This window comes from Segetibacter sp. 3557_3, from assembly GCF_004354985.1.
Classification (GTDB): Bacteria; Bacteroidota; Bacteroidia; order Chitinophagales; family Chitinophagaceae; genus Segetibacter.
The window spans coordinates 178,279-199,681 of record NZ_SMSK01000011.1 but is presented as its reverse complement, the minus strand read 5'-3'; the positions used below and the strand labels follow the sequence as shown (position 1 = coordinate 199,681).

11 protein-coding genes are annotated in these 21,403 nt (G+C 45.0%); 3 read left to right on the top strand and 8 right to left on the bottom strand.

The window, feature by feature from the left end:
- Positions 1-147 precede the first annotated feature (147 nt).
- The 7 genes from EXU57_RS16495 to EXU57_RS16465 all read right to left on the bottom strand — a co-directional run bounded on the left by EXU57_RS16495 (position 148) and on the right by EXU57_RS16465 (position 15,152).
- A complete protein-coding gene (locus EXU57_RS16495) occupies positions 148-1,605 on the bottom strand; it encodes a RagB/SusD family nutrient uptake outer membrane protein (protein WP_133269330.1) in 1,458 nt (485 codons plus the stop codon).
- A 10-nt stretch (positions 1,606-1,615) separates the two neighbouring features.
- Entirely contained in the window at positions 1,616-4,840 is a 3,225-nt protein-coding gene (locus EXU57_RS16490; RefSeq protein WP_133269329.1) for a SusC/RagA family TonB-linked outer membrane protein, read from the bottom strand.
- A gap of 262 nt (positions 4,841-5,102) precedes the next feature.
- Positions 5,103-6,542, bottom strand: a complete 1,440-nt coding sequence (locus EXU57_RS16485; RefSeq protein ID WP_133269328.1) for a RagB/SusD family nutrient uptake outer membrane protein — start codon at positions 6,540-6,542, stop codon at positions 5,103-5,105.
- A 74-nt stretch (positions 6,543-6,616) separates the two neighbouring features.
- On the bottom strand, positions 6,617-9,742 hold the full coding sequence (locus EXU57_RS16480) for a SusC/RagA family TonB-linked outer membrane protein (RefSeq protein ID WP_165958177.1): 3,126 nt from the start codon (positions 9,740-9,742) through the stop codon (positions 6,617-6,619).
- 296 nt (positions 9,743-10,038) lie between these two features.
- Positions 10,039-10,545, bottom strand: a complete 507-nt coding sequence (locus tag EXU57_RS16475) for a hypothetical protein (protein WP_133269326.1) — start codon at positions 10,543-10,545, stop codon at positions 10,039-10,041.
- Positions 10,546-10,565: 20 nt separating this feature from the next.
- Positions 10,566-12,005 (bottom strand): SusD/RagB family nutrient-binding outer membrane lipoprotein, encoded by a 1,440-nt coding sequence (locus EXU57_RS16470; protein WP_133269325.1) that lies wholly within the window; start codon positions 12,003-12,005, stop codon positions 10,566-10,568.
- Positions 12,006-12,020: 15 nt separating this feature from the next.
- On the bottom strand, positions 12,021-15,152 hold the full coding sequence (locus EXU57_RS16465; RefSeq protein WP_133269324.1) for a SusC/RagA family TonB-linked outer membrane protein: 3,132 nt from the start codon (positions 15,150-15,152) through the stop codon (positions 12,021-12,023).
- Positions 15,153-15,893: 741 nt separating this feature from the next.
- On the opposite strand from EXU57_RS16465, the gene EXU57_RS16460 reads away from it, so the two are divergent.
- The 3 genes from EXU57_RS16460 to EXU57_RS16450 all read left to right on the top strand — a co-directional run bounded on the left by EXU57_RS16460 (position 15,894) and on the right by EXU57_RS16450 (position 19,658).
- Positions 15,894-17,600, top strand: a complete 1,707-nt coding sequence (locus EXU57_RS16460; protein WP_133269323.1) for a DUF4836 family protein — start codon at positions 15,894-15,896, stop codon at positions 17,598-17,600.
- 201 nt (positions 17,601-17,801) lie between these two features.
- Positions 17,802-18,449 carry an ATP-binding cassette domain-containing protein gene (locus EXU57_RS16455; RefSeq protein ID WP_133269322.1) on the top strand — a complete coding sequence of 216 codons (648 nt, stop codon included), beginning with the start codon at positions 17,802-17,804 and terminating at the stop codon, positions 18,447-18,449.
- Between the two features lie 21 nt (positions 18,450-18,470).
- Positions 18,471-19,658 (top strand): FtsX-like permease family protein, encoded by a 1,188-nt coding sequence (locus EXU57_RS16450; RefSeq protein WP_133269321.1) that lies wholly within the window; start codon positions 18,471-18,473, stop codon positions 19,656-19,658.
- Positions 19,659-19,700: 42 nt separating this feature from the next.
- Here the strand turns inward: EXU57_RS16450 and ricT are convergent, their stop codons facing one another.
- A complete protein-coding gene (ricT, locus tag EXU57_RS16445) occupies positions 19,701-21,176 on the bottom strand; it encodes a stage 0 sporulation family protein (protein ID WP_133269320.1) in 1,476 nt (491 codons plus the stop codon).
- Between the last annotated feature and the right edge of the window lie 227 nt (positions 21,177-21,403).

Below are 21,403 nucleotides of genomic sequence, written 5' to 3'. Positions count from 1 at the left end.
TGCCTACTGAAACAAAGGTGATTAATAGTGCTCCTTCTCGTCTCCAAACATGGCCTGGATTATGTCCAGATCAGATGGCACCAATTAAATGCCATAAAAAAAGGCTGCCCTTGTTCAAGGCAGCCTTTTTTTAAAATGAGATAACTATTACAAAGGATTTTGAACCATCTGCGGGTTCGCATTGATCTCCGTCTGAGGAATCAGCCACTCCCATCGGTTATCACCTGCCGGAACATCGTAAACAACCGCTAGTGAGGCTCTGTGGTTTGCACCATTACGATTGAGTGGAGTGTTCGTTCTTTTCAGATCAAGAAAACGAAACCCCTCGCCCCAAAGTTCAATCCTCCGCTGGAACATGATCTCGTTGATCAGCGCCTGGCTGGTGGTTGAGGTTGGTACGTAGTTCGGATCCCTGTTTTTAGCAAGGATTGTTAATGGATCCTGTGCTTCACCAATCTTGCCCAAACGTGCATTTGCTTCGGCTTCAATAAGGTACATTTCTGCAGCTCTCATGTATACAACGTCGCCCACACTGATAGCAATATCTTTCACCTGGAATTTAGAACTGGTAAACGGAAACCTCGTTCCACTTGTAGGTGGTGTTACGCCAGCAGGGTCCCATACCTGCTTCCGGATATCTGTTGCGCTTATTGCATTGTAAAGAGAAGAATTGATCGACTTAGGGTTAATGCGCGTTGCATTTGCACTAAAGTTTGACATGTAAGCAAAAAACGAATAAAAGAACGTACCCTGGTCATTTTGAACGGCACTACCCCATATCCATTCAGGATTTGCGACGCTATTAAATCCTTCCCTGTATTGTGTATTGTTCATTAATGTAAAACCCGTGCGCGCCTCTACAGCAAACTTTGCTGCATTTGCCCAGTCCTGCATGGTTAATGCAACCCGCGCTTTAACCCCTTTTGCTACGTTGATGTTGATGTGCGACTTCGCCGGGCGGGTATAACCGGTAAGGTTTACAATAGCCTCATCAAGGTCCTTGTTGATCTGTGTGTAAACTTCTTCAACTGTCGCCCGGGGCTGTCCTTCAGTAGTATTGGTGAGCATAATCGGCACCCCTGGCTGATTGTTTGGCTTTGCAGAGGCGTCATACCGTTTTCCATAGAGTTGCACAAGCACAAAATGTGCCCATGCGCGGTAAGTAAGTGCCTGACCCTTTATTGCCTTCCTTTCAGCATCAGTGCCCGTTGCTTTATCGATATTGTTGATGATCATATCGGCATTGGCGATGATCTTATAATAAAAACGATAAGCATACAGGGTTTGGCTACTGTTTACGTTCCTGTGTGCATCCCACCGATAGATACTGTTGGTAAATGATGTGGCAGTTCCGCCATTGTTTACCATATCCTCGCCCATCAGGTCAAGATTGATCATCATTGATCCCTGGCCAGCCTCATCCTGGTTTTCATATTGTTGCCACATCGACCTGTGTATACCATTAAGTGCGCCGAGTGCACCTTCAGTGGTGCTAAATACTGATTGTTCCGCTACAAATTGGGTGGGAACTGTGTTCAGGTAATCTTTCTTGCACGACGCAAGAAAGATGATCAAGCCAAGTACAAGAAATTTATTGTAACGCATCTGAGATAATTTAAAGTGAAAGGTTTATACCTGCTGTAATGATACGTGATGGTGTATATACGTTTGATGTTACTCCCGTAAATGACTGTGTTGCATTAAGACCTTTACGTTTCGTGAATAGGTACAGGTTCTCACCACTCACGTAAAAGCGTGCATTGCTGATACCTGCCTTAGAGGTAACCGCTGCCGGCAGGTTGAAGAACAGTGAAAGAGACCTGATGCTCAGGTACGATGCATCTACAAGAAACCGATCCGATGTTGCTCCAAACTGGGCAGTATTTGCGTTATCCATTCTTGGCACATCTGTAATGTCGCTTGGCTTCTGCCAGCGTTTCAAGATGTCTGTATGCAATGCTGTTCCATATGATCCGGAATGCATCAGCTGAGCATAGGTACCGTCATATACCAAACCACCAACCTGGTAGTTTAACAGGAAGCTTAGCCCATAATTCTTATAGGTTAAGGAAGAGTTGATAGAACCATAAAAGTCGGGGATGGCACTACCAGCATAGTGGTATTGCGCATTGTTCTGATTGGTAGTTACAGAGTCACCTTTTGCAGAAATCCGGGAAGTAGCAGCGACAAAACTAGCTGAGCGATACAATCCCGCTCCGTCATTAGGATCAACCCCGTACCAGTCACGTAGCCAATAATCGTACAACGATCGGCCAACATTTAGTTTTTTGGTTCCCGAGATGATGTCTGCCTGTGGCAATCTGGTGAGTTGGTTGGTAAATGTTGTCCAGTTAAGGTCCAAACTCCAGTTGAAGTCTTTTGTGCGAACGACATCGCCACCCAGCTGAACTTCGATCCCCTTGTTGAACATAGCGCCTACGTTCCTGTTGATGTCTACGATACCACTTGACACCGGCAGTGGAACCCTGAACAGAAGATCATCTGAACGACGATCAAAATACTCGAGTGTACCGCGAAGACGATTTTTGAAGAATGCAAAGTCAACAGCGACATCTAATGTTTTGTTTGTTTCCCATTTCAGATCAGGATTGGTCAGCGACTGTTGCAGAAAACCAGGCTCTGCACCATTGTTACGCCCAAGTTCATAAAATGCCTGGTATGCGTAATAAATGCTAAAACCGTCTGCGTCCAAAATATCGTCGTTACCAACGACACCATAAGATGCTCTCAGTTTTAGTTCATTAATCCATCCCGCTCTTTTTATGAAATCTTCCTGGCTCAATCTCCAGCTTGCACCTACTGACCAGAAGTCGCCCCAACGGCTTTCGGGAGAAAACCGCGAGGTTCCATCACGCCTGTAAGAGGCGGAAAAGATATACTTGTTATCGAAGGAATAGTTCAGCCTCGAAAGGTAGCTTTCGATCTTGTAACGTTCCTGGTACGACGACAACGATGAGGTTGTTGTGAAGTTGATCAATTCATTATTACCATCGAGGATTTGACCTGTGCGCTGACCGGAAAGGTTGTTGTAAGTGGCATCATAGTTCTCATGCCCAACAAGCACATCAACAGAATGTTTATTTATAAGTTTATTGTACGTCAATAACTGGTTTATGGTCATTGTTACGTTGTTGGTATTTGTTCGTGTGCCCCGACCCGAAGGTGCTCCGTCACCAACGATTTTGTTCTCAAAACGCACCCTGGCAGAATTGCTGAAATCCGCAGCTACATTCGTTCTGAAATTGAAGCCATTGAGGAAACTAACCTCACCATAGGTTCGGGCACTTAACACATTCCTTCTTAACGTATTTTGATTCCAACGGGTTTCCGCAAGGGCATGCCTTCCGCCTGCAATGGGCCGGTTTGGAAGGCCGAGTGTAGCAAGACTTCCAAGGTCGTAGATGCGCTCGCCTTTTGCATCCAACAAATATTCTCCTGTAGTTTGATTATGCGCGAATACCGGGTAAATCGGTCCCATAATACGGCTTGAATAAAATGGGTTAACCAGGCCTGTGCTGCTTGCGTCACTTGCTCCCTGGTTTGACTTTGTTACAATACCCGCAAGGTTTAAGCCGGTTTTGAACCAGTTTAATGGCTGTGTATTCAGGTTAATCCGACTGGTATAGCGCTCAAAATCTGAGTTAAGTACGTAACCTTTTTCCTTGGTGTACCCAAGCGAAACATAGTAATCACTTTTAGGAGTTCCGCCGCTTACTGCAACGGAGTAATCACCGCGACTGCCGCTTCTTTCAATGTCTTTAAACCAATCCAGGTCATCGGGGTATAACAATTGAGCCGCAGAGTTTAGAGAACCATCCGGACGAACGATCTCGGTACGCGGCACGTTAAACGGATTGTATCCAAGCAATTGACTAATGTCGGAATAAGCACGGCCCTGGTAGTTTTGAAGTCCGGCATTTGCGCCGGTGGTAAAGCGGGGATAAAGACCTGATGCAATTTTAGCTGCACTATCAATTGGTAAAGCACCGGTGGCAGGATAAACCAGGCTATTGCGGTATCCTTCCCACATTAAAGGATAGTATTGGAAAGCATTTACCCTGTCGTATTCTTCGATACCTCTCATCACGGATCCCTGTGCTATGCTTACCTGCAAACGGGTACGATCTTTTTTTCCCTTTTTGGTGGTGATCTGGATTACACCATTTGCTGCTCTCGCACCATACAATGAAGATGCAGACGCATCTTTTAAAACGGAAATGGTTTCAATGTCGTCTGAGTTAAGGTTTCCTATATTGTAATCGTATGGAACACCATCTACAACGTACAATGGATTATTTGATGCGTTTACCGAACCAAAACCACGTATCCTCACGGTTGCTGCTTCACCAGGTTGACCGCTTCCGGAAGTTAATTGAATACCTGGTGCCGCGCCGGCCAATGCATTAACTACGTTTGTTAAAGGTCGCTGCTCCAGGTCCTTAGCGGAGAGTTGTGCTATCGAACCGGTAACTGCTCCCTTCCTGGCGGTACCGTAAGCGACAACAACTACTTCATCAAGACTTTGGGTTGAAGATCTTAATACAACTGTATAATTGTTTTCGGCTGTAACTGACACTTCTTGCATGGTAAAGCCAACAGAAGTTATTACCAGCGTTTTAACCGTACCAGGTATAGCAAGGGAGAATTTTCCTTGTTGGTCAGTATTGGAACCGCTTGGTCGACCTTTGGGAACAACTGAAGCGTTTTCAAGAGGGTTTCCTTTGTCGTCGGAAACAATCCCGGTGATTACCCGGTTTTGTGCAAATGCATTACTCCAAAGTAATGCAATCATCAAAATGAGCGTACAAACTCTTCTCATGTGGTTATAGATTTTAGTAACAGTGGTGTTTTCTTTAGTGGAAAAGCATACCACTGGACAAATTGATGTTCCTGAACGCTGCACAATTTTTTGACGATAAGCTAAAAATATTTTAAATTAAAAGTATTAATAATGTGTATCTAAGGTTTTGATATAGCTCTGCTATAATATTAACTGCAAACCTCAGTTTCAAACTGTAATTTCTAAAAAACAAAAGCCCATCCAAAACGGATAGGCTTTACAGAATCTGTGAAGTCTTATTTTAATATCCGGGATTCTGAACAGAAAGCTTGTTTGCCTGCATCTCGGAATTTGGAATTGGAAGAAGAAAGCGGAAATTACCGGCGGGTAAGGTTGCACCCGTAGGAGTTGGTGCATCCGTTCCTGTTCTTATGACAGGTAATCCACGACGTTTTAAATCCCAAAAACGATGCCCTTCAAACGCAAGTTCCTTAAACCTTTCAAGAATGATATCATCGATGGCTTCTTGTTTTGAATTATAGGTGATTGGATTATAGTTGGCTATCCGAGCTGTTCTTAGCTCGTTGATGTCAGACTGTGCGCTGCTTGGGCCATTGAGAGAGCCTAATTCGGCTTTAGCTTCAGCACGTATAAGGTACATCTCCGCCGTCCTAAACACCTTTGCATCAACCACATTTTCACCTGGGGTAGCGTAAGCAGTTCCTGCATATTTTTGTACTAAACGAGTCTGCCTACCAGCAGTTGCGAGCAGGGGCTCATCTTTTAGGTAAGTTGAAAAACGGATATCATTTACTTTATCATAGCTATCCCACAACTTAGATGAGGGAGCCCAAGTGACCGTTCCGATATTCGATGCGTTCGCGGATGTTCCACGATACAATGAACCAATTTTACCATAAGGATTAGTTGTATTATTCCTTTTCAGCTTAAAGGCAACCTCCAGCGTATTAGCATCTGTCCAAATTCCGGGGAATGTCGCTCGTGGTGCAAGTGGAAGCGCATTAATGTATTCTGTACTATAGGTAACCGCATTTGTCCAATCCCGCATATATAATGCAACCCGCGCCTGAAGGCCACTCGCTGCAATCCTGTTTGTTCTATTTACATCAGACAAATTGTTTGGAAGAAGTGTTTTTGCTTCCGCGAGGTCCGCAATCAACTTTGGAAAATATTCACCCATTTTGATCCGGGCCTGTTGTGCTAAAGATGGCTCAGTCATGTAAGACATTGCTAAGCCTTCCGGATTGTAATTGTCAGAATAATACCTGAATAGTTCAAAGTGACAGAATGCCCGAAGAAACAGTGCCTCACCCCTAAGTTTAAGACGCAGGTTATTATCGCCTTGTCTTGTTGAGTCTGCTTTATCAACTGCTCTAATCACCCGGTTTGCTCTGTCAATAATTGTGTAATAATTTCTTACCGCCATGAAATTATCTCTTATCGTAACATCATCTGCACTGTATTGCCATTCATGCGTGCTTGTAGCGTTATAGAATTCACCAGCCGTCTTCACTTCGTCTGAAAACGTACTGTTTAATAAATAACTCATCTCCACCTGCAAGCCAGCATATGCACCAATTACCGCTTGCTCAACGTTCTCTACTGTTTGATACGCCTTTATATCATCGATAAAGTCAGTTTCTTTAATATCGATGAGCTTCTTGCACGACGCTGCGGTGAGCAGAACCAAAGCAAGTATAATACTTTTGAAATATTTCATTATTATTGAATGATATGGTTAGAAAATACTAGACCAATCCACTTAATTGATCCGCAGCAATCCAGTTTTTAAAACTAAAAGTTGATATCAATACCTGTGACAATCATCCTCGGATTTGGATATTCGTTTAAGCTTATGTTATTGTTGTCTTCAGGATCGGGGCCTTTCCAAGGGCTCCATATCCATAAATTTTGCATTTGAACATACATCCTGGCGGACTTTACAAGGCTTAGTCCACGAGCTTTTATTGCCGGGATACGATACGACACGTTTAAGTTTCTAAACCGAAGGAATTTAGCATCTTGTAAGTCAGCGGAAGTAAAATCACGATCGTATAGCGAGGCCTGGAAGAATTTTTCATCTCCAGGTTTCTGCCACTGATCCGTAAGTAATCTCCTTGACTGGTTAACCGCTCCAGCATATCCTGGAATACCTCGAGTCACCCAACTTTCTATATTGTTGCTCCTGATAACGCCAAATTGGTAGGAAAAAAGAGCAGCAACTGAGAAATCACCAAGCCGGAAATCAAGATTAAAACCACCGACATGTTTAGGAAGGTAGGTTCCAAAATTCGAAAATCTTCCCGCCTTGCCAAGATCGTTTGTTGTCTTACCGTCTAATGTCTCGTAAATTGGACGTCCTGTTGCAGGATCAGCGCCCAGGTACCGGTATGTGTAGTGGGTCCCGTATGGTAATCCTTCTTTAAGCAGAAAAGTGCCAGACTCATACTCATCAACAAGTCCCAGATCTTCGATATTGTTCTTGTTAAAAGCGTGATTCGCAGAAAAAGTAAGGTCTACTGCTGAGGTACGAATAATATCAACGGACGCAGCGAGTTCGACACCTTTGTTACTCATGCTGCCCGCATTGATGAATGCTGACACAAACCCGCTCGCACCCGGGAGTGATTGGGTAACAAACATATCCTTAGTAAGATTTTTGTATACATCTACACTTAAACGAGCCCGGTTTTTAAAAACAGCTACATCTACTCCCAGGTTTTGTTTCAATATATACTCAATTGTCATATTGGGATTTCCTGGTGTTGTGGGAACCAGACCTGAAATCGTAGAACCTGCGTATGACGATGCCCCAAAAGCAGGTACCTGAGCACTGATGTAGTTGGTAACGCTTGTTAAGCTGCTGCTTTGAAGACCACCATAGTTGCCAACGGGAATACTACCGATGTTTGCTACAGAACCATATGAAGCCCGGACTTTTAAATCAGAAAGCCAGTTCTGAGACTTGATAAAATCTTCCTGGATTGCATTCCAGATACCACCGAGTGACCAGGTTGTTACTCCTTTATTTTTCGGATCCAGGATCCTTGAGGTCTCATCACGACGGATAGCACCATTGATTGAGTACTTGTTGTTGTAAGAGTACCTACCCATTCCGAAAAAGGAGCGTATTCCGTAACCAGATCTTGCACTTGATGCTGTTTGCGTGTAGTTTGCTTGTCCGGTGCTAATTGCAATGGGTCCGGCCCCCTGACCTGTTTCTGGTAGTCTTGGATCAAGATTATAAAGTGTGAACCCTAATGCCTTTTGATACGCCCGGATAGCTTCAAAATATCCGCCTACTTCTACTTCGTGCTTATCAAAACGTTCAGCATAAACAACACTGGAAGTGTTAATCATCTGACTCGCTATACGATAAGCCTCGAAGTTCGCGCCTTTTTGGAAAGTTTGCAGGCTTCCTATATATGAGTCGGGGCGTACCCAACGCTGGTATCTGTCATCATTGACATCGATACCAAACGTATTCTTTAAAGTAATGGTGGGAAGCAGCCGGTAAATCACGGTTAATCCACTATTCAACTTTATTTGATTTTGCCTCCAAGTAGAATTCTGAATTCCTTCCATTGCATTTGCAATGTTCCTTAAATTCAGATTTGTACTCGATCCATAGTTTAAGGTACCATCCGGTTTGTACGGATTTTCGTACGGTTTTGCTCTCCACGACATTTGGAATGTGTTCCGTGTACTGTTGCCGTACCACTCTCCTTCGGATTGGTCCATTATTGAGAAACCCACCGTATTATTAAACTGAAGAGTGAAATTGTTAGCACTATGTTCAATATTGAACCTTGTAGCATAACGCTTAAGTTGAGAACGAATGTCTGTACCTTCCTGATCAAAGTAACTTCCTGAGAGATAAAACCTTGTTTTGTCGGTTCCACCGCTTACATTTAATTCGTGCTGCTGAGATATCCCTTGTCTAAAAAACAAACCCAGCACGTCTGTATTAATCCCGCGAATACTATCAAGAATGGAATTATATCGTGCCTGAGAAGGAGCAAAAGGAGCGTTTGCAGGGGAAGTTGCCGGAAGATTTGCATATGCAGGATTTAGTTTCGAGTAGTTCCAACCCGGAGTTCCTGTTACTTTTTCCCGCTCCTCATAAGAAAGAATTTCAGCCGTGTTCATCATGTCGAAATTGGTTGCCTGAGGCCTTTGAGTAAAACCAATTTGAGTCCGGTACTGAAGATTTGTGCCGCCCGCTCGACCTTTCTTACTTGTAATCACTATAACTCCCTGACCTGCGCGAGAGCCATATAATGCAGCAGCACTAGCGTCCTTCAAAACAGTCATTGATTCAAAATCGTTCGAATTCAAAGATTGAAAGGCACCAGAAGGTAGTGGTACACCGTCAAGAACATATAATGGCTGACTACCAGCACCTGTGATTGATTGCACTCCACGTATGGTGATGGATGCACTCGCGCCAGGTTGACCAGACCCGGAGTTAACAAGTAAGCCTGGCGCACGTCCCTGAAGTGCCTGGTCGAAAGAGCCAACCGGAACTGTTTCTACAGCTTTACCACTAATGACAGTTGCTGCTCCAACAAATTGCGATCGTCGTTCACGCGTGTACCCCGTAACGATAATCTCAGCAAGGTCTCTTGCTGCAGCTGATAAGGTTACTGAATAAGTTGAACTGGTTGTGAGGGGTACTTCCCGTTGGTCGAGCCCGACCGAAGAAATGACGATAGCTCTGGCAGAAGCCGGTACCGATAAGGAGAACGTTCCTTCCGGGGTTGTTACCGTTCCGTTCGTTGAATTCTTTACAGAGACCGAAGCACTGGCTACGGGGTTTCCTTTGTCGTCCAAAACCCTCCCTGTAATTGTCCGGCTTTGGGCCATTACATAGCCCGATGCCGCTACAATGCATAGCATTAGCATTAGAAGTTTTCTCATGTGTGTTGAAGTTGAATTGTGAATGCAATATATTCTATTCCCCATAAACTTGACAATCGGTATTGCATTTTTGCTGCAAATAGATTATGGGAATATTTTTATGCTACTGCAACCTTCGTGATCAACCCACTCGACTGGCTGCACTTCGTCACTCTAATTATGCCGCACCTCCGTTGCAAAAGGGTCTTCAGTACAAGAGTGCGACGCAACGGCTGCTGAAGAATGTTATTCAGCCTGGCCCAAAAAAGAAAAGGGCATCCGGAGACCGGATGCCCTTGTTGAAGCAATATGCTGGATTAGTCAACTACCCACACCCTGATGTTTGTCGGGATAACCACCTGGTCATTATCAAGTGTCAGCTGAAAGTAGAAGTCGCGCGATAGTAACATGTCGGAAGCGGGAACAGCTGTAGTTCCAGTTTTGGTTTTCCATTCGTCGAAGGTTGTGGTGAACGTATAGGTTTGCGCATTTACCGGTATGGGTGTTGCCGACCATAAGTTACCGGTACCGGTTCCTACAGTTGTTCCCGAATAGATTGCTGTAAAATTTGCGGTTGTTGAGGACGCTATTTTTGTGACCTCCTTGATGGTTCTGCCCGAACTCGCGGGAACCTGTAGTGTGATGACAATTTTGTTTTCTGCCTTTGACGCTCTTACGGTTGGCGCGGGACGATAGTCATAGGCGTTGGCCACCGTTACGGGCACCTCGGGTCTGCTATCGGTAAGTGGACCAAACCCGTCTTTTTTACACCCGTTTAGTGCCAGGAAAAGTAGGATGAGTAAGGAGAAATATCTTGATTTCATACGAAGAGTATTCAAGTTAGTTAAAGACCCCACCACACTTTTTCGTTGGTACGCGGACGGGGATTGGGTTGATTCGGATTGCGTTGACTTTCGGTAGTGCTGTACGGAAGTCTTTTGGGAATAACATTCGGATCGTCGCCAACAGCATTCAGTGAGGGTACCAATTGCGGGTAACCTGTACGGCGATAATCGTTGTAGGCTTCGATGCCATTACCTACCCATGCCACATACTTTTGAGTGATGATTTGTTTACGTTTATCTTCTGTAGTGCCTGTGAGGTTAACGATTGTGGGATTATCGGCGAAGTAGGTATTGATTTCAGCCGTTGTCATTCCCGTTTTGGTCATAGAAGCGCGAATACCTTCCTGGTAGAGTGCGTTGGGATCACCGGCCGTTCCGAACAACAGGGCAGATTCTGCGAGAATAAATGCGCGTTGAAAATTGGTTAGCAATCGTATTGGTGCCTCACCTGATGTGCCGACAACATAGGTATTGTAACGTGAACGGTCGGCCTGTAATGGTGCAACAACATTATCTCCATTATTATACCCCTGGAAGATGCCGTTGGGTTTGGTGTAAAACTTTGCCAGTCGAACGGTATCGTTTAGATTTCTCATGAAATTGAGAAATCTTGAACTCATCATTTGTTCAGTGGTTCGGTTTCCATAGTCAAAGGCATAGATTGGGTTTTGATTGTAGAGTGCTGCAAAAAACTTCACCTCGAAATCCTCTGCATTGTTCGTGATGTAATTGTTGCTGGTCAATACCGAAGAAATCACCGATTTGGTAACATCAGGTTTTACATTGGAGACCTGGATTGCAAGTTTCAGCAGGAGGGTATTGCCTGCCTTTTTCCACTTTGTTACATCGCCACCATAGATGATATCATCTGTAGTGGGTTTTGTGGCGCTCGCTTTGTCGAGGTCTGCCAGGCCCTCGCGGACGAGGTCGAACAAGCCCTGTATGCCGAGTGTGGAGTTGCCCAGGTAGATGTCTTCCTGCTTATCAAAACGGGGTTTGGTGATTGTCATACCAACACCCGCCTCTGAATACGGAACATCGCCCCAAAGATCCGTTGCAATAGAAAATGCATAGGCCATCTGAAGCTTTGCAATACCAGCGTAAGCGGGACTTGTTTCCCCTGTTTTTGAAATAATGATCCTCAGGTTTTTAATCACCGGGTATAATTCATTGTTCCATTGGTTTTCAAAGGTTCCTTCAAGGCGGTAAACATCGTAGTCGTCGGGGTCGCCAAGAACACCCGCATTGTGCTGAACAAGGATGGATGCAGCCCTCCCAAGGTTGTTGGCATTCACCCAGGCTATACCGACCGAGGTAGTAGGCAACAAGACCTTGGGCGGCGCATCGGTGGACTCGTTGGGATCGGTGTTTACGTCGAGGTATTTTTTGCATGAACTAAAAGAGGTCAGCAAAAGAACCAGGTATAATAGTTTTTTCATCTTAATTGATTGTGTTTAAAAGGTTAAACGCAGGCTTGCTCCAAGGCTACGTGCGTTGAATGCGCTTTGAAGTTCAAGACCCCTGCTGTTGCCTGCACCCTGGGTATTCATTTCAGGATCGAAAGGTGCATTCGGTGCGTAGTAAAACAGGTTACGTCCGAAAACGGTGAAGCGGGCTGTACTGAAAATCTTGCGCGACCTTGTACCCCCTGGAAGTTCAACACCTAGGGAGACTTCCCTGAGCCGGAAAGTAGTTGCATCAAAAACACCAAACTCTCCCGCACCACTGGTCTGGCCAAGGCCCTGCCAATAAGTTTGCGCAGGTATCTGGATGTTGTTGGGTACATATTTACCATCTGCTGTTTGGATTACGCCCGGGAATATTCTTGGCTGATCCCGGTCGACTCCTGTTTCTTTAAGTGAGCCATTACTCCTGAAAGCAATAGCACCCCAGGAAACGATATCACCACCTTGTTTGTAGTCTAATAACAATGAAAGCGAGAGATTTTTATACTTTAGAGTATTGGTCAGGCCGGCGTTCCAGTCGCGGTTTGGATCGGCTATAATTTTTCCTGCATTAGTACCCAGCGGTAAGCCGGAGGCAGGATTGATCAGCAGTTGCCCATCCGGACTACGCTGGTACTGTAACCCTATAATTACGCCATACGGCTCGCCTTCAACAATCGAAGGCACTGCGTTTCCAAATCGAAAGCCATTAACCGCTGTACTGATTACCCCATTACCAATAGAAACAACTTTGTTGCGTATTCTTGTAAAATTTAAACTGGCATCCCATCTAAAGTTCCTGTTGGAAATGATGGTTCCATTCAGGAGAAGCTCAACGCCCTTGTTGACGATTTCGCCGGTATTACTTACTTCGGTTAGGAAGCCTGAAGAAGGTGATATGCCAACAGCGATGATCTGGTTTGTGCTGCTGGAGTAGAAATAGGTAGCATCTATGGTCAGCCTATTTTTCAACAAGCCGAGATTAACTCCAACCTCGTAGGATGTCGTAAACTCGGGTTGAAGGTTTGCATTGCCAATTTGCGAACTTGCTGTAAAACCAAGGGTAGAAGAATAAGGAAAGTTGAACAACGCCGCGCTGGTATTACCGTATGTAGCGTCGAGGTAAGTGCTTTGCAGCAGGTACACATCGGCATCACGCCCAACACGGGCTATATTCGCCCTAACCTTACCATAGGACAGAAAATCACTTTTCAGGTGAAGAGCGTCCGTAAATACAAAACTTCCGGCAATGGAAGGATAGAAATAAAGGTTTTTATTCTTAGGAAGTGTTGATGACTGGTCTGCTCTTCCGGTAAGTTCAAGAAACAGGATGTTGTTATAAGCAAAAGATGCCTGCGCATAATAGCCCAATATGCGCCGGGTTTCGTTTCTTTCACCGGATGCGCTACGCACCCCTGCGTTACTTACGTTATAATAGCCGGGTATTACCAGTTCGGTGCCATCAACAGTGACATTTTGGTATACCCTGTTATTGATGTTTTGACCCACGAGGAAATTCGCATTAAGCCCTTCTACAAACAGCTTGTCTTTTTTTGCTGAAATGATCAGGTCGCCATTAAGTTCACTTCTAAAGAAATTGTCTTCCATAACCCTGCCCTTCCCACTTGCAGCAAGGGAACCAATTGCTACAATGCGCTTTCTTCTGTCGGTATACGCGTCAATTCCCAGGCGATAGCTAACGTTAAGCCAGTCTGCAAAGTCGTATCCGACTTTTACATTCCCGGTTGTTCTGGACAGCCTGCTGGTGAGGGGATTTTCGTACGCGTTGAAATACGGGTTTTCCCTGCCTGCAACAGGCCAGTTAAATGATCCGTCCGGATTTTTATAATTCTGCTTATAGAAATCAAGGTCCATACTGCGTGGGGTACCATAGATAGATATCAGCCCACCTTCAAGACTATTGCCCTGTAATATGCCGGTTTGGTTTGTGCTGATATAATTAATCGAACTACCAAGCGAAAATCTTTCCCCCAGCATCGTGTTAAACTTAACGCCTACGTTGGTTCGGTTGAGTTTGGTGTTTGGTAGAAAGCCGATCTGGTTGGTATTGCCTATCGAAAGGCCAACATTTTGTTTTGCGTCGCCGGAAGTTACATTGAGGTTGTTTTCGAGAATGCTGCCCGTTTCGTAAAAATTGCGGATGTTATTCGGGTAAGCCCGGTAATTTGTTACTGGAACGCCGTTGATAATAAGTCCATTTGCAAGTGAGGGGGTGGATCCAAACCGCGGTCCCCAGGAATTACCACTAAGCGGATTATACAAACCTGTGACACCTGAACCATAATCATTTTGGAACTCAGGCAAACCGGAGACCTGCTGGTTGGTGTAAGATGAGGCAAGGGTCACATTCACCTTACCTTTTGCGCCAGCTCCCTTTTTAGTTGTAATAATGATTGCACCTGCAGATGCACGTGAACCATACAATACCGAAGCTGCAGGACCCTTTAATACGTTAACGGTCTCTACGTCATTCATGTTAAGGTCGAGCGCGCGATTAGAAGGCTGCTGGTCAAACAATGAATTGCCGGTACGGTCAACGTCATTACTTATGGGTATTCCATCAACAACAAATAATGGTTGATTACTTGAGCTGTTAAAGGAACCAAATGAGGTAATTCCCCGGATATTAATGTTTGCTGATGCACCTGCTGCCCCACCAGCCCCGGTGATGTCAACACCTGCAATCTTACCTTGTAAGGCATTTACAATATTGATCTCTCCTTTGTCGATGATGTCTTCCGACTTCAGGCTTTGGGTGGCATAGCCAAGCGATCTCCTGTCGCGGGTGATCCCAAGTGCGGTCACCACTACTTCGTCGAGCCGGCGTGCTTCTGTTGAAAGAATTACGTTTACGGTAGACGATGTACCAATTCCAACTTCTTTAGCGGGCACATTCAAAGCCGAAAAAATGAGCGTTCTGGCATCAACCGGCACATTAATGCGAAACGAACCATCCTCGTTGGAAGTGGTGCCGGTGCCGGATCCTTTTACTATTACCGAGGCTCCGGAAATGGGTGCGCCTTTTTCATCTGTTACCTTGCCGGTTACCGTTCTGTTTTGTGCCCATAGCTTACCCATAGCCATGGACAAACAGAAGAGAATGCATAGCAGTTTTTGCATAACCTACGTTTGAATTTAAAATGTATGAAGAGTGAAACATGTACAGGTTTGCCTGGGTAAAAGCAGTGCTTTCACCGGCAACTTTTCTCTTGGGTAAGAAATGAATCCAGGCCCGGCATGGGCATAATAAGGAGTATCAGCTAAGGCAAGCTAAATCCTGCAACTGCTGCAAAGAATCACTAATTAATGCTGAACGGTTATTTTTAATGACGAGCGACTACTGATATGCATTTAGGTTGAACAAGGAATTATACAACAGTCAAAGGATAAGGACTTCTTACTTTAACCCGGATCAAACTACCCGAAAAAAAAGCGTTTGTAGGTACCAGAGGTGAGATGCTTACTTTCACCCTTTGTGCAAACGTGCGGTTAAGCGAACAACATTATGCTACTCATAAACATCATGTCAGGTGCAGACAGTGTCAAAAAAAGACCAGCCACAGCATATAAGAGCACAATGAGTCCATTATGATCCAAAAGATGGAGTAATCTTGATTGAAGCAGGTCGGCGCATACGATCACACCGTTTGCCATTTTAAAACAATTAATATTAGAAGCCCCCGCGGCTGATGAGCTAGCGGCTTCAATAATCAACATGTTGAAAATCGCCTGGCAATCAGACCATTTCGCATTGAATTACGCTTTGCTTAACCGTTTGTAAAGCGGGATTAACCACTTGAGAATTTATATGTATTTGCTTTTAACAAAAATTATCTTCGTATATATAAAACCTAAACCAGAATGAAAATTGTACTGCGCTTAAGTGTGCTGTTGATGTTGATTACCGCCCTGAGCACTTCCTGTAAGAAAAAAGTACCCAAGCAAACAACCCATATTCCAAAGACGGCAGTTTTTGTGGCAAGCTTGAACTCGAAGTCGCTGCAAAATAAATTGATTAAGAGCCAGGTAACCATCGAAAACCTGTTTAAGACGCTGACGAGTGATAATGATAGTGCCTTTGATAAAGGAAGAAAAGAATGGGAGGAGTTGAAAAACTCGGGTATTGACCTGGACGAAGACATCTATATTTCTTTTGACCAAAAAGGTGGCGGTATGGCCATGGGAAAAGGAAGCGGCGTTTTTACCATGATGGGCACACTTGATGACGCTGCAAAACTTGAAGCGTATGTAAAAAGAAAGAAGCCAACTGCTTCGGTTCAAAAGGAAAAGGACTACTCCTACGTACTTGATGGCGATAACATGGTTGCATGGGCTAAAGACCTCGTAATTGCAATGTCGTATCAAAAGTCGTATAGCGGTGGAATGCAATTCGACAGTGCAACACAATCGTACAACCTTAATAAACCGCAGGATGTAAATTCAACCAACGACCTTAAGGCTGAAATGGCTGCATACATTAACCGCAAAGAGGAAACTTCGGTAACATCGCTCTCTGAGTTCCGCGACCTTATGCAAGACAGGTCCGATGCCAGCATGTGGGTTAATTCTGCTTCATCTGTAGAAAACATGCCCATACCCTTACCAAAGGTTAAGGAGCTCTTTGAAAACTCGATTACCGCTGCAACCCTCAATTTCGAAGAAGGTAAGGTTGTCGTGAACAGTAAAAGTTATTCCAGTAAACCATTGGGTGACCTGCTTTCGAAATATTCAGGCCCCTCGTTAGACCTCGGTTTGGTGGAAAAATATCCGTCCAATGCAATCAACGGCTTTATGGTGGCTGCATTTAACCCTGAGTTTTTTACCGGGCTGGTAAACTACCTTGAAGTGGGTGGAATGGTTGATGGTTTCCTGACGAAATTCATGGGCACCAATTACACACTGAAAGAACTGATAAAAGTATTTAAAGGTGACCTTGCCTTTATTGCTTCAGACTATGGACCTAACAAAGGCCAACCGGCTATGTTACCGATGAAGTTACTGTTTAACGCTACAGTAGGCGACAAAACGCAACTGAATAGGGTGATGGACAAACTCGTTGCTCAACAGTTGCTTGTAAAAAATGGTAACCAATACCTGTTAAATCCCGCAATGCGCAAAATGGGAATGTATGTTTCCATTGACGAAAAATATATTCTTGCCGGTACCGACAGCACCGTTATAGCACAATACCGTGCTCAAAACGGCACTGCGGCACTTAACAAATCGGTGGTAAACGACTTAAAAGGCAAGTCAGTCGGCGGTTATGTCGATTTTGAAAAGATTATGGCTGGTATTCCTGCTGACACCAAATTTGACAGTGTACTGGTAAGTGCAAAGCAAACTTTTAAAGACCTGACGCTTTATAGCGATCAATACACGGGTAAGTTTACGCAAGGGCATTTTGAATTGAGGACAAAAAATGAAAAAGAAAACAGCCTTACCTCACTTGTGAACTTTATGGCCGTTGCAGGACAATCCATCAAACAACAGCAAGCTCGTAATAAGGAAATGATGTCGGGTATGGGCGTAGACAGTACTGCAGTTTCCACAGATACGACGGTGCAATAAACTGCTCTCCAAAACATAAAAGCTGCGCCCAGGTGCAGCTTTTTTTATATCGTAACCAATTGGTTGTTCCCGTCCAGTCAGTAGAAACCATGTAAGGGGGCTAGCATTGTTAACATATAACATCGTTGTACCAGGTGCGCTGACCGGCACCCTAAGTTCATGAGCATCAGATCGGGTGAGATTACTTAAGCATATTCATCAATGGACATAAAGCTTCGAAATCTGGTTCCACGTCCACTCAAAGACAGGTTTATCCTAAGATCTTCGGGCATTTGGAACAGTGAGGTAGATTTAAGGCACAAGGAATGGGTGAAGGTAAAAGCGCCTAGTGGTACAGGTAAAACCACACTCGTTCATGTGTTGTTTAAAATGCGACACGACTACGAGGGAATGGTATATTATGGTGATCGTGACCTTCGGACCATCCCTGCAGGCGACATTGCGACAATCCGGCAAAAACAGGTAAGTATCATTTTCCAGGACCTTAGGCTTTTCGAGAACCTTACCGCCCGCGAAAATATCGACTTAAAACGCGTAATGCAAACTGCCATCTACCCACCGGAGGTAATTGATGACATGGCAGAGCGGCTTGGAATACAGGGCATCCTTAATCAGCCTGCCGGTATCTGCAGCTATGGCGAGCAGCAAAGAATAGCTATTGTAAGAGCATTGATGCAACCCTTTGAGTGGTTGATCATGGATGAACCCTTCAGCCATCTCGACAAAGACAATACCCGTAAAGCAGCCGCCCTGATTGCAGAAGAATGCAAAAAGCGAAATGCTGGCTTTCTCGTTACAGACCTTGAGGACGATGACAACTTTGATTACACCCGACATTACGACCTTTAATCCTTGCACGTCCCGAAGCATATGTTCAACACGATACTTAAGAAAATCATCCGGTCAGGCGTTGGGAAAAGCAGGTCGCTGATGGCAGGCCTTGGTTTGTTTATAGCCCTATTGCTAATTTTATCTGCTGTTCAAATACAGGTAAACTACAATGAGCTCCTTTATGGCAAAACCAACCAGGACAGCATAGCTAATTTTCTGGTCGTCAATAAAAGAATAAACGGCAACAACCCGGACAATAGCCTTTCATCGGCCGAAATCAACAACCTCAGGAAACAGCCTTTTGTTGATGCAGTTGGCGAATTGACCTCCAGCCGTTTTAAAATATCCGCGCAAAGCCCCAGTGATCGCTTCCCTTTTTATACTGATCTATTTTTTGAGAGTGTTCCCGATGCATTTATTGATGTAAAGTCAAGTGATTGGCACTGGCAACCGGGTTCTACAAACATTCCATTGATTATTCCCAACCAATTTCTCGACCTCTACAACTTTGGATTTGCCCCGTCGCAAAACCTCATCCAACTTACCCAGGCAATGGTCATGACAATACCCGTTGTCATCAATGTGCAGTTTCATGGTCAAACAGTTCCTTTTACTGGCAGGGTGGTCGGATTTAGTGATCGCATATCTTCGGTCCTCGTGCCCCAGAACTTTCTTGAATGGGCAAACCGCCAGTTTGGAACGCAGCAAAGTACCAAAACCTCCCGGGTAGTTATTCAAACCAGCGATCCTGGAAATCCTGCGCTTGTTCGTTACTTAAAAGATAATGGAATGGTGACCGACGCCGACAAGACCCGGTTTAGTAAATACCGCCAGATCGTAAACACCATCGTTAGTGCCTCGTGGATCACCGGCGCGGTCATGTTGTTGTTTGCCCTGCTGGTTTTCTCCCTTTTTATACAGCTCACCATTGCGTCAACAAAAAACGAGATCCGTTTATTGATAACCCTTGGCACATCGCCATCCCAACTTCAGCGGTTTTTAATGAAGCAGTTTGTTCCCGGGAACGTAATCATTGTTGTGGTCAGCGTATTGCTGATTGCCTTACTCCAACTGCTTCTACAAATGTACCTGGCCAGGCAAAATATGCACATCAGCCCCGTTATCTCTTTTTACACCATAGGCACCGCTTTGCTGGTTCTTGCAGTACTGTGGCTTGTAAATCATCGCACAGTAAGAAAATACATCAACGAAAATGCTGAGGCTTAGCTGCTCTAAACAAAAATCCCCGGCTTGTAGCCAGGGATAATCTTATGTTTCAGCAGGTGCAGGACCTGGAGTCGGTTTTTGTGGGGGCCGGTTTTGAGGTGGCCTGTTTTGAGGCGGTCTTTGGGGTCGCTGAGGTGCTCCGTTTGCAGGCTGTTGAGGCTGGTTGCGTGGTGCCTGGTCAGCAGGTTTTCCACCGGTACGGGCTTGTTGCGCCGGGCGGGAACGGTTTTCCTGACCTCCTTGCGGACGCGTATCTGGTCCTCTTTGCGGCCGGTTTTCTGGTCCTCCCGGAGAACGTTGTTGATTAACCTGGTTAGGTTTTCCCGCGGGTTGTTGCTGACGAGGTCCGCGTGGAGGCTGCGCATCAACATTCCGCTTTTCTCCGCCACGATTTTCACCACCTTTTCTATCAGGCTGCCTGTCGTTCCGCCTTCCTTTCTCAAGGCTCCTAAGGCTGGTCTGGCCTACAACGTCAACAAATTCCGGTTCAACTTCCTTGGGCTTCGAACTTACTACCTCAACCGGCTGAAGGTCATCCGGTTTTTTGCCTTCGGCATTCATCCGCTGTATTTCCTTAACCCTTGTAATGGTAAGGGGGTAGTGTTTGCTGCTTTCCGGCAGTGTGTACCACATCAGGTTTTTAAAAATGTCTTTTTTAACCAGGTATGCAGGACTTTTAGCCGTCTGGATCACATCGGCGTTATCCGGGAAATGCTGCAAAGCGTCCAGATAGGTGTCGAGTTCATAATTCAGGCAACACTTTAGTCGCCCACATTGACCACTAAGTTTGGTTTGGTTTATCGACAGGTTCTGGTACCTGGCAGCCGTTGTGTTTACACTTTTAAAGTCTGTCAGCCAGGTGCTGCAGCAAAGTTCACGACCGCAGCTGCCTATGCCACCTACCTTTCCAGCTTCCTGGCGTGCACCAATCTGGCGCATTTCCACTTTTACCTTAAACTCGCCGGCATAAGAACGGATCAACTCTCTAAAGTCTACCCGATCATCAGCGGTATAGTAGAAAGTGGCTTTTTTGCCATCAGCCTGGATTTCCACTTCAGCAAGCTTCATCTGTAGGTTCAGTTGCCTTGCCATCGCACGGCTTCTTACCAAAGCTTCTTTTTCGCGTGCTTTATTCTCCCGAAGCTTGGTTATATCTGAGTCTGTGCTTCTACGAAGAATTTTCTTCATATCGCTATGAAACTCGTCTACCTTCTTTTTCTTCAGTTGCAGCCGCACCATCTCACCCGAGAGTGTCACTTCTCCGACATCAAATCCGCTTACCCCTTCTACGGTAACCAATTCACCTTTTTCGAAGTACTGCAGGGTTGGATTTCGGTAGAAGTCCTTACGGCTGCCATTATTAAAACTTACTTCAATTACTTTACAGGAACTTTCCGGATCACTGAACGGCAGGTTCATCAACCAGTCGTGCACATTCATCCGGTTGCATCCACCGCTGCTGCAACCTCCGTTGCTTTTACAGCCGTTGGGCGAAGTTCCACAACTTCCACATGCCATGATTTATGTTTTTTACTGCCCGGCCATAAAACCACGCAGCTCAGATTAACAAAAATGCTTTAACAAGGGGAATTATACTTATGGAGCAAGCAGCAGGATGGTGATGGTACTTTGGTTGCGTCGCACTCTTGTACCATATCACTATATTGAACGCGGAAGAATACAAACGACCTAAAACATCGTTGTGTATCAAAACTATTGCCGTACAGGCCTTTATGTCCGGTAAC

What these genes read in the sequence shown, in the direction of transcription:
- EXU57_RS16495 (WP_133269330.1), bottom strand. Translation starts at nt 1,605, where the DNA reads ATGCGTTACAATAAATTTCTTGTACTTGGCTTGATCATCTTTCTTGCG.
- EXU57_RS16490 (WP_133269329.1), bottom strand. Translation starts at nt 4,840, where the DNA reads ATGAGAAGAGTTTGTACGCTCATTTTGATGATTGCATTACTTTGGAGT.
- EXU57_RS16485 (WP_133269328.1), bottom strand. Translation starts at nt 6,542, where the DNA reads ATGAAATATTTCAAAAGTATTATACTTGCTTTGGTTCTGCTCACCGCA.
- EXU57_RS16480 (WP_165958177.1), bottom strand. Translation starts at nt 9,742, where the DNA reads ATGAGAAAACTTCTAATGCTAATGCTATGCATTGTAGCGGCATCGGGC.
- EXU57_RS16475 (WP_133269326.1), bottom strand. Translation starts at nt 10,545, where the DNA reads ATGAAATCAAGATATTTCTCCTTACTCATCCTACTTTTCCTGGCACTA.
- EXU57_RS16470 (WP_133269325.1), bottom strand. Translation starts at nt 12,005, where the DNA reads ATGAAAAAACTATTATACCTGGTTCTTTTGCTGACCTCTTTTAGTTCA.
- EXU57_RS16465 (WP_133269324.1), bottom strand. Translation starts at nt 15,152, where the DNA reads ATGCAAAAACTGCTATGCATTCTCTTCTGTTTGTCCATGGCTATGGGT.
- EXU57_RS16460 (WP_133269323.1), top strand. Translation starts at nt 15,894, where the DNA reads ATGAAAATTGTACTGCGCTTAAGTGTGCTGTTGATGTTGATTACCGCC.
- EXU57_RS16455 (WP_133269322.1), top strand. Translation starts at nt 17,802, where the DNA reads ATGGACATAAAGCTTCGAAATCTGGTTCCACGTCCACTCAAAGACAGG.
- EXU57_RS16450 (WP_133269321.1), top strand. Translation starts at nt 18,471, where the DNA reads ATGTTCAACACGATACTTAAGAAAATCATCCGGTCAGGCGTTGGGAAA.
- ricT (WP_133269320.1), bottom strand. Translation starts at nt 21,176, where the DNA reads ATGGCATGTGGAAGTTGTGGAACTTCGCCCAACGGCTGTAAAAGCAAC.